The following is an 8,972-nucleotide window of genomic DNA, read 5'->3' as shown; positions in this document are numbered from 1 at the left end:
AAGGTGATTGTGATTTCCAACGTTCCAGATGGCCTTTTGCTTGAACGTTATTTGAAAAGGTTCCGGATTGAATGTCTTTTCAAGAACCTCAAGTCTCTGGGTTTTCGGCTGGAGAACACCCACATGACGGATGCTCGGCACCTGGAACGTTTGGTGTGCCTACTGGCAGTGGTGTTCGTGTGGGCGGTGAAACTGGGCGAAAGGGTTCAGATTCCAAAAAAGAAACATGGTCGTTTGGCCCGGAGTGTCTTTCGGGTGGGGATTTCTCTGCTGCTGGAGTTATTCAGGAAGCCATTGTGGGCTTTACTGGAAGGCCTTCAGCTTTTGTTCCCCAAACTTGTCGGGTACTGAGGGCAAATGCTCTAAATCGTTTGTTACAAGAAAAAAGGAGAGGCTTCTGGCTTGGCCTCTCCTTCACAAACACAGTGAAAGGCTGGATCAGGTGGATTCCAGCTTTTGCAAGAGTTTCCTTTCTGCAAACCAGCGGGTGAGTGGAATGTGGTATGCACTCACCAGAACCCCGAGCAGGATGCTGACCAGCACGTAAGCACTGGTGAGCTCGTACAGGTCCTGTTTTTGCAGTTGGGTCATGAGGGGACTGCTGACCGCAAGACCCGCAATCACCAGACTGAATTCACCTCTGGGAAGCAGCATCAAACCGTGTCCCACCGCTGCACGCAAAGAAAGTCCGGTGGCACGCCCGGCCAGAAACCCTGTGATGCTTTTGGTGAAACTGGTGAACAGCACCAGAGGAACCGCCACCAGCAAACTGCCCAGCAAAGCCAGAGCCTCCACCTTCAGGCCGAAACCCAGAAAGAACGCCCCAACCGCCACATCCCGCCACGGGGTCAGGACCTCTTCAATGTCGTGCATGCGGGACAACTCACCGACCAGAGCACCCAGCAAGAACGCTGCAACCGCGTCTGGAAAAGACAGCAGGTGTGCCATGGCCGCAAACATCGCAACCCCTCCAAGCATCAGGAGCACCAGTTGCTCTCTGGATTGCCCTTCCAGAATCCTTTCCAGAAAAGGCCGTCCGAAGCGCAGCAGCACCACATAAATCACCCCGAAGGTGACCACGCCCAGCAGTTTCTGCCAGACGTTTCCGCCGGTGAACACGCTCAGGGTGCCCAGATACAGGATCATGGCAAGGTCCTCAAAAATCAGAACCCCGAGGGTGCGTTCGGCCTCGGGCAAGGCCACCTGTTTGCGTTCGGTCAGCATGCGGATGATCACCCCTGAACTGCTGACGTAGGTGATGCCCGCCAGAAAAATGCACTGCCACAAACTGAAACCCAGAGCCAGACCTGCCAAAAAGCCCAGAGGCAGGTTCAGGAGGTCCCACAGGCCCGATTTGACGATGGTGCCTCTGGCCTCCAGAAACCTTTTCAGCGAGAATTCCAGTCCGATGAAAAACATCAGGAGGACCACACCGATTTCTGACAGGGCAGCAGTGATTTCCGAAGGGTAAATGATGGGAAAAGGCCCCATCGGACCGCAAATGAACCCCAGTCCGATGTATCCCAGCAAAGCCGGGAGCCTCAAAAGCTGTGCAAGCAGGCCACTCAGCCACAAACCCAGTCCGATCAACCCGAGTTCGCCCAGTGCGCCCAGCGATTCCACAAAATGTTTCAATCCTTCTGCGTAAGGCAACGTTCAACTCCTTGAAATCTCCATCCACGGTCCTTAAAGACGTGAAGGGAAGGGGGTCGTTGGGAAGGAGGGGCAGGGGGAAAGTGTTTGACTTCGTTTTTTGGTTTTACATCAAGAGCACAGAGGCTTTTTTGATTTGCAGGTCATTGCCAATCAAAACAAGGGTGTCGCCCAGTTGCAGGACTTCAGACACCTGGGGGTTGGGAACGGCCTCCTCGCCACGCATGATGGCAATCACGCTGGCTCCGGTCAGGGCACGCAAATTCAGCGCTCCCAGAGAATGACCGATGGAACTGGAACCTTCTTCAAGGGTGATCCATTCCAGTTGCAGTTTGCCCAGCACCAGTTCGATTTCCTCTTTCAGGGCAGGGCGGGCAAAGTTGGCCCCGAGCAGGGTGGCAAACTGCTGGGCTTCCTCTGGATTGAAGTGCACGGTGTCGCAGGGGATGTCGTCTTTGCCTTTGAAGTGGTACATTTCCCGTGTTCCGTCGGGCTTGGAGATCACGGTGACGCTGCCTCCAGTGCGCAGTTTCATGACGTATTTGCGGCCCACGCCGGGCAGGGTGCTTTCGATGACTTCGACCATCCCTACAGTGTAATGCCTGAAGGAGTGTGCAATTCATGGGTGATTCACAGTGCCTGAAAAGGGTGAAGTGGACGGTTCAACTGTCAGATGCTTTGGGTATGCTGTACAACCAGAGCATGCCTTCATCCCGGAAAAACAGTCCTGTTGAAATCGTGGAATACGATCCAGAGTGGCACAACGAATACCAACATCTGGCCCAACAACTCCATCAGGTGCTTCAGGGTCTGGTCCTGAGCATCGAGCATGTGGGCAGCACCAGTGTGGTGGGCCTTGCTGCAAAGCCCGTTGTGGACATTGATGTGATTTTGTCTTCGCGTTTGAAACTGCCCGAGGTGATTCGGCGGCTCACGGCTCTGGGGTATGTGCATGTGGGAAATCAACAGGTGCCGGGCAGAGAGGTTTTCAAGCAGGAAAGGGTCAAAAAGCATCACCTGTACGTGTGTTCTGTAGACACGCCCAATTTGCACAACCACCTGATTTTCCGGGATTATTTGCGGGCACATCCCGAAGAAGCTCAGGCTTATGGAGCCCTCAAAAAACAACTTGCCTCTGTGCTGGGTCATGACCGTGAAGCCTACAGCCTTGGCAAAACAGAGTTTGTCCAGCGCATTCTGGCTCTGGCTGAAGAAGAATATGGTTTTGCACGGTTCCAACCCACGCAGGATTCCAGCCCAACAAGGTGAACTCCTGAAGCCTCAATGCAACAACGTGCGGTTCAGTTCGGAGTACAACCCTCTGGTCTGACTGGATGGCCTGAGCCCGAGGTCCGACAATGCCTGCTCACACCTCTGGTAACTTCTGTGCAGCACATCCATCTGGCCTTGCAGGTGGGCACTGCGCATCAGCAGTCGGGTGGCGTCTTCAGAGGCGGGTTCCAGCATCAAAGCCCGTTCTGCAAAGGAAGCGGCTCTGGCTGGGTCTTGCTGCAAGATCCGTTCTCCGGCCTGTACCAGAGCCCGTTCCAGTCGGCTGCGGTACAGGGAACGCTGGTCTTCCAGTGGGGCAAGGTCAAACTGGCTGGAGAGGTCGAGGGGCAATTTCAGCAGGTCTTCGCTGTGCGCTTCTTCTTGCAGGAGCTTCAGGGCTTCCCACAGGTCGATGCGGAGGTCCGGGCTGGGTTTCAGGCGCAGCACATCGCCCCGTTCCAGAAAGTACCCTCTGGCCTCTTCAGTTTCGAGGATCTGACCCAGAGCGTGCAGCACGATGCGAAAGTTGCGTTCGGCAATCTCGGGGGATTCTTCGGGGTAAAGGGTCTCGATGGCCTGATCCCGCACCACCCCTTCAGGAGAGACCACCAAAAGGGCCAAGAGATCGCGCGCTTTGGCCCGTCCCCAATCTTCAATCTGCATCTGGTCCCTGAAGACCTTCAGTGGCCCGAGCAGGTGGATGTGCAAACGGTAACCGGGATGCTTTTCAGGCAGGCTGGAATACCCGAGTTGGGCAGCCAGATGTTCCAGATCAGGTGCGTGCTCTGGGCTGTGGGCCTTCAAGGCAATCAGGGTTTGCATGCGTTCGGTGCTGCCTTCAAACGGATAAAACAGGGACGGTTTGAGCAGGATGAATCCGTAATCGTGGCTTTGCATGCCACTCAAAAGCACCTGTGCCCGTTCAGGGCTCGGGCTTTGCAGGTAGGCCAGCACATCCGATGCACACTGCAAAAAGGGATCGGAGAGGTCTTGCAGGGTGGTTTGCACCTCTTGCAGAACCAGACGGGCTTTGTGGGCACTGGAGCGGTGCAAGCCATAGGCGTAAATCAGTTGCAGCAGGGCCAGCATCCAGCGGTCTCCAGAGTCCAGAAGCACCTGCTGGGCAGCCTGGGCGTGTTCTTCCCCCCGACCATAAAACCGGGCATCGAGGTGGGCAAGGCCCATGCGGGCTTCGATCATCAGCCTCGGGGCGACGGTGTTCTGGCCGTGCTCCAGAGAAGTCTGGTAGGCGATTCGGGCCTCCTCGAAGCGTCCAGCACCAATCAAAGCATGTCCCAGACGGGCATAGGCCAGTGCCAGACTGAATGGACTCAGCAGGCGCTCGCTTTCCCGGATGCCTTCTCTGGCCGCTTCAATGGCTGCCTCAGGTTGCCCGAGGAAGGCGTGCAGCAAACTGGAAAGCAGCAAGCCTTCCCGGTGCCCTCCAGCCACACGGGGGTGTCCTTTTTCATCTCTGGAGGCGTGGTTGGCAGCATGCAGGGCTTGTTGCAGCCTTCCACTCCGCAAGTGCAAACGTGCAGGGCTGAGCAGGTGCTGGAGGTGCTTGCTGGCAGCCTCCACATTGCCCTGATTGAGCAGGTTCTCGGCCTGCATGGTGCTCAGGCGTTCCTGTTCCTCGGGGCTCTGGGCCAGAGGTGCTGCCTGTTCCAGCAGGGGTTGGGCCTGCGCCGGGTTCACGGTGTCCAGATACACCTGTGCTTCCCCCAGCAAGCCTTCAAAGGTCGGGGCTTGTCGGTAGGCTGCGGTGGCCTCTGGGTAACGGGAGGCGTGCCTCAGCACATCCCCTTGCAGCACGTATAGAAACGGAAAATCTGCAAACTGCCCCGAGAGCAGGTTCAGGGCGCGGCCCACCAGACGGGTGCGGCCTTCGCGCAGCCAGCGTTTGCCATGTTGGCACAAAATCCCGGCTGCCCTTTGAAGGTTTCCAGAGAGCAAATGGGCATTCAGAGCGTTCCTGAAGCGTTCGCGTTTCTCGTAAGCAGCTGCCCCTCTGGCTGCAATGTGCTGCTGTTCCTCTTCTGGCAGGGTGTTGCGCAGGTGGGTGCGCAGGAGGGGATGGGCCTGATAAGCCCCACTGGCATCCCGGCTTAAGAACGTCCCAGAGCGGGCCAGCGTTTCCAGAAAATTGCGGGAAAGCGGCTCTTCAAGGGCCTCTTCCATGATCTCTGGAGTGAGCACCTCAAAGACACTGCTGCGCCTCAGGAAGCTCTGCAAAGCGGTGTCCAGAGGTTCCAGCACCTCCTGCGCCACGTAAGCGAACAGTTCGCCCAGTCCTGCCCCACGCAATTCCAGGTCTTCCAGCGTGCGCGGAGTGACCCGGCCACTGGAGAGGGCCTGCACCAGATACCGGGCAGCAATCGGCCAGCCTTCGGTGACATTGATGCAAAGTTGAATTTCGGCAGGGGAGAGGGAAACCTGCGCCTGATGCAGCAGGGCCATGAATTCCTGCGTGCTGAAACTGAGTTCATTCGAACTGACCACCCCGAGGTCCCCCGAAGCCCGACTTCGCACCAACTCGGGCAGGTTGAGGGGCCTGCGGGTGCCCAGAACCACCCGGTTTTGCTCCAGCAGTTTGCGCACCACCCCTTGCAGGGGGCTCTCGGGCAGGTGCTGGGCTTCGTCCACGATCAGGGTGATGTCCTGCTGGAGCAGGGTGTCGATGAGCACATCCACCAGACGGTTCACCGGGGCTTGCTCTTCCAAGAGGTGAATCAGGCGGTCCCCCAATCCCAGCCTTTCCAACCCGAGGGCCAGAGCCCCCAGCAAATGAACAGGGGGCACGTCTTCGGTGTCCATGGTGTACCACAGGCACTTTCGGGCGTGGTACAGGCGGTAAAGCACACTGGTTTTGCCGTAACCTGCTGGGGCCTGCACCACACACAGCCGGAAACGCCCGATGTCTTGCAGCAGTTGAGGACGGTCCATCACCCCACGCAGTTGGGGCGGGCGGGTGCGGTGTTCAGCAATGTGATCGCGCCACATGCCCCTTCACCTTGCCGTCCAGCCCAGATCCAGATTCAGCACCGATCCGGTCATGCCCCACGCGGCTCTGGAAGCCACATAAGACACCAGAGCTGCCACATCCTCGGGTTCCAACAGGTGTTTGATGGCTGCGGGTTCCAGCATCACTCTGGACACAACCTCTTCAATGGGCAGGTTGCGGGTGCGTGCCTGATCGGCAAGTTGTTTGTCCACCAGAGGGGTCCTGACGTAAGCCGGACAAATCGCATTCACGGTGATGCCGGTTTCCGCCCCTTCGAGGGCTGCCGTGCGGGTGAAGCCAATCAAACCATGTTTGGCGCTGATGTAAGCACTTTTGAAGGGACTTGCCACCTGTCCATGCACCGAAGCAATGTTGATGATGCGCCCACGCCCGGACCTTCCCAGCAAATCCCAGCCGTAACGGGAGAGCAGAAATGGAGCGGTGAGCATCACATGCAGCATGGTGTCCCAGGTGTCCTCGGGGAAGTCCTTGATGGGGCTGATGTGCTGAAACCCGGCGTTGTTCACTAACACGTCCAGACCGCCCAGTTCGGTGGACACCATCTCAATGGCTTTTTTGCACGCTTCACGCTCTGCCAGATTGGCCGGAATGAACAGGACACCTGCTTCTTGGGCCACCTGACGGTTTTTGTCGGTGTCCAGATCCAGAGCGGCCACGGTCATGCCGTCTTGCTGCAACCTGCGAACAATGCCCAGTCCGATGCCACTGGTGCCTCCAGTGACCAGTGCAATGGTGGTGGTCATGCTTTCACTATAGGCTCTGGGGTGCACAGTGGTGTTACAGTTTCAGGGTCAGCGCAAAGTCACTGTCAGGCCATGCCAACACCAAGAGCCATCAGCCGTCAGCAATAAGGACAGTTTTCTGGCTGCTTTTTGAACGGAAAGTCTGAGTGGCTTTCCGTTTGTGGCTTTTTGTTTTGCTGTTTGCAAAAGCCTTTTGGTGAGCTTTTTGCTGAAAGCTGAGGGCTGATCGCTGAACGCTTTTTCAAGTGACATGCCAAAAGCCAGATTTTGCGCTTACCCTGGGGGCTTTTGTGGCATTTGACGGAAGAACAAAAGGCTGTTTCTCTGGTCGAGGTTTTTTGAACTGAGAGGATGCCAAGGAACCTCTCAGTTCATGGATCAACGCAGTAAAGCTTATTGGGCATCAGGTGCGTTGATCGGCCACTTGCACATTCTTGGAGAACAGGGCAGCCACCAGAGCCAGCAGCACCACCAGACCAAGCCCCCACGTCAGGGTGGTCAGGTGGGCCAGAAACCCGATGACTGGCGGGCCAAGCAGGAAACCGGTGTAACCCATGGTGGCCACGGCAGCCATGGCGATGCCGGGATGCACGCCGGGGAATTTTCCTGCTGCGCTGAATGCAACAGGAAAACCGCTCGACAGGCCCCATCCGACAGCTGCAAATCCCAGCAGGGCAGCCCACGGTTGAGGAATCAAAAGCCCCATCAGCAAACCCATTGCAGCCACCAGACAGCCACTGCCCACCAGCATCACTGCACCCATGCGGGCACGCATGTTGTCCCCGAGCACCCTTCCCAGCACCATGGCAACCGAGAAGGCCAGATAACCTGCGGTGGCGGTGGCTTCGGTGGTCTTGAGGGTTTCCTTCAGATACACAGCAGACCAGTCCCCAATGGCCCCTTCTCCGATGGCCACGCAGAAAATCACGATGCCCAGCCCGAGCAGTTTGCGAGGCGGGGCAGCAAACACTGGGCCTTGTTCACCAGAGCCGGGCAGCTTGAGCAGCATGGGACGCACCACAAAAGTGAGCAGCATCGAGAAAAGGGACACCCCAAGGAAGTGCATTTGAGGATCAATGTTCAGTTTGGCCATCAAGCCGCCCAGCAGGGCTCCAGCGATGCCTCCCACACTGAAAAGGGCGTGAAAGCTGGACATGATGGGTTTGTGGTAACGGTTTTCCACTTCGACGGCGTGGCTGTTCATGGCGACATCGGTGCCTCCATTGCCTGCACCCAGCAGCAACAACAGCAAGGTCAAGCCGATCAGGTCCTGTGCCAGAGTGACCAGAGGCAACGCCACCGCCATGAAGGTGATGCCCACCCAGGTGGGCATCCGGGAGCCAAAACGGGAAGTGGCCCATCCAGAGAGGGGAAAGGCCAGCAGTGCCCCCACTGCCACCCCGAGCAGGGCCACCCCCAGCTGGGCTTCATTGAGGTTCAGGTGTTCTGCCACGGCAGGAATGCGGGACACCCAACTGGCAAACAGCAAACCCAGCAGAAAAAACACGGTTGAGACGGCAAGACGTGCGTTGACCGTCTGGCGTTCCAGAGGAAGGGGTGCGTTCTGCATGGTTGAACTTATCTGCCTGTCACGGCACTTTGATGCCGTTGCATGAAGGGCAGGATGTCCGTGAAATCCCGGAACACTTTTGCAGCCCCTCGGGTTTGCAGGACCTCTGGTGTGGTGGTGGTTCCGAGGGCCAGCACGGTGCATCCCGCAGCCACCGCGGCTGCGGTTCCTGCTGGAGAATCCTCATGAACCAGCACCTGAGCAGGGGTGAGCCCCAGTTGTTGAAGTGCGAGGTGGTAACAGGTGGGATCGGGCTTGCCTTTTTCGAACAGTTCAGAGGTGATTTGCACTGCAAAAGTGTCTGTCAGCCCGAGGGCCTGAAGCACAAAATCCACATTGGGCCGGTCTGCTCCTGTGACCAGAGCCACTTGCAGGTTCTGCTCTTGCAACCAGTTCAGGTAGGCTTTCAGCCCCAGGGTGGGTTCAAGGCTTCCTCTGGCGAGGTCCCGATAGGTGGATTCTTTGAGGTGGTGAAAGTGCTGCACTTCTTCCTCGGGCACTTCACGGTTCAGCAGCACTTGCAGGATTTCGCTGTTTTTGCCTGCATGGATGCGCAGGTCTCCCTCGGGGATGTCGATTCCATACTGCTGCCCTGCGGCCTGTCTCCAGGCCAGTTCATGGAAGGGGGTGTTCTGGGTCAGTACCCCGTCCATGTCAAAGAGCACTGCTCTCAAATCGGCAAATTTCGGCAAGATCTCGTTCATGGGAA

At 57.4% G+C, this 8,972-nt stretch carries 8 protein-coding genes and 1 pseudogene; 2 read left to right on the top strand and 7 right to left on the bottom strand.

The genetic code is table 11. The features are described 5' to 3' along the window. Nucleotides 1–351 (top strand): annotated as a pseudogene (locus Q371_RS27780) (IS4 family transposase); the annotation flags it as partial. Nucleotides 352–438: 87 nt separating this feature from the next. On the opposite strand, the gene Q371_RS17050 reads toward Q371_RS27780, so the two are convergent. Continuing rightward, nucleotides 439–1,653 (bottom strand): cation:proton antiporter, encoded by a 1,215-nt coding sequence (locus Q371_RS17050; protein WP_034342489.1) that lies wholly within the window; start codon nucleotides 1,651–1,653, stop codon nucleotides 439–441. Nucleotides 1,654–1,759: 106 nt separating this feature from the next. Continuing rightward, nucleotides 1,760–2,239 carry a cation:proton antiporter regulatory subunit gene (locus Q371_RS17045; RefSeq protein ID WP_034342488.1) on the bottom strand — a complete coding sequence of 160 codons (480 nt, stop codon included), beginning with the start codon at nucleotides 2,237–2,239 and terminating at the stop codon, nucleotides 1,760–1,762. Nucleotides 2,240–2,274: 35 nt separating this feature from the next. Between Q371_RS17045 and Q371_RS17040 the strand changes: the two genes are divergently transcribed. Next, a complete protein-coding gene (locus Q371_RS17040; RefSeq protein WP_051964676.1) occupies nucleotides 2,275–2,922 on the top strand; it encodes a GrpB family protein in 648 nt (215 codons plus the stop codon). A 12-nt stretch (nucleotides 2,923–2,934) separates the two neighbouring features. Here Q371_RS17040 and Q371_RS17035 read toward each other — a convergent pair whose 3' ends face one another. From Q371_RS17035 to Q371_RS17015, 5 genes are all read right to left on the bottom strand, one after another. Further along, nucleotides 2,935–5,928, bottom strand: coding sequence for an AfsR/SARP family transcriptional regulator (locus Q371_RS17035; protein WP_034342485.1), 2,994 nt, complete (start codon nucleotides 5,926–5,928; stop codon nucleotides 2,935–2,937). A gap of 6 nt (nucleotides 5,929–5,934) precedes the next feature. Continuing rightward, entirely contained in the window at nucleotides 5,935–6,693 is a 759-nt protein-coding gene (locus Q371_RS17030) for a 3-hydroxybutyrate dehydrogenase (protein ID WP_034342482.1), read from the bottom strand. Between the two features lie 48 nt (nucleotides 6,694–6,741). Beyond that, nucleotides 6,742–6,945 (bottom strand): hypothetical protein, encoded by a 204-nt coding sequence (locus tag Q371_RS17025; RefSeq protein ID WP_034342479.1) that lies wholly within the window; start codon nucleotides 6,943–6,945, stop codon nucleotides 6,742–6,744. 151 nt (nucleotides 6,946–7,096) lie between these two features. Beyond that, the gene (locus Q371_RS17020) at nucleotides 7,097–8,263 is read right to left on the bottom strand and encodes an MFS transporter (protein WP_034342476.1); all 1,167 of its coding nucleotides are present in this window, start codon (nucleotides 8,261–8,263) and stop codon (nucleotides 7,097–7,099) included. 8 nt (nucleotides 8,264–8,271) lie between these two features. Continuing rightward, nucleotides 8,272–8,967: an HAD family hydrolase gene (locus Q371_RS17015; RefSeq protein WP_169743878.1), complete on the bottom strand. Its 696-nt coding sequence runs from the start codon at nucleotides 8,965–8,967 to the stop codon at nucleotides 8,272–8,274. Nucleotides 8,968–8,972 lie beyond the last annotated feature (5 nt).

The organism is Deinococcus misasensis DSM 22328 (assembly GCF_000745915.1).
In the GTDB taxonomy this organism is placed as follows: domain Bacteria; phylum Deinococcota; class Deinococci; order Deinococcales; family Deinococcaceae; genus Deinococcus_C; species Deinococcus_C misasensis.
The sequence above is the reverse complement of the archived record's forward strand: the minus strand, read 5'-3'. Positions and strand labels throughout refer to the sequence as shown.

Bases quoted from the DNA above. Each gene is read 5' to 3' on its own strand.
- Q371_RS17045 (WP_034342488.1), bottom strand. From the start codon at position 2,239: ATGGTCGAAGTCATCGAAAGCACCCTGCCCGGCGTGGGCCGCAAATAC.
- Q371_RS17040 (WP_051964676.1), top strand. From the start codon at position 2,275: ATGGGTGATTCACAGTGCCTGAAAAGGGTGAAGTGGACGGTTCAACTG.
- Q371_RS17035 (WP_034342485.1), bottom strand. From the start codon at position 5,928: ATGTGGCGCGATCACATTGCTGAACACCGCACCCGCCCGCCCCAACTG.
- Q371_RS17030 (WP_034342482.1), bottom strand. From the start codon at position 6,693: ATGACCACCACCATTGCACTGGTCACTGGAGGCACCAGTGGCATCGGA.
- Q371_RS17025 (WP_034342479.1), bottom strand. From the start codon at position 6,945: ATGTCACTTGAAAAAGCGTTCAGCGATCAGCCCTCAGCTTTCAGCAAA.
- Q371_RS17020 (WP_034342476.1), bottom strand. From the start codon at position 8,263: ATGCAGAACGCACCCCTTCCTCTGGAACGCCAGACGGTCAACGCACGT.
- Q371_RS17015 (WP_169743878.1), bottom strand. From the start codon at position 8,967: ATGAACGAGATCTTGCCGAAATTTGCCGATTTGAGAGCAGTGCTCTTT.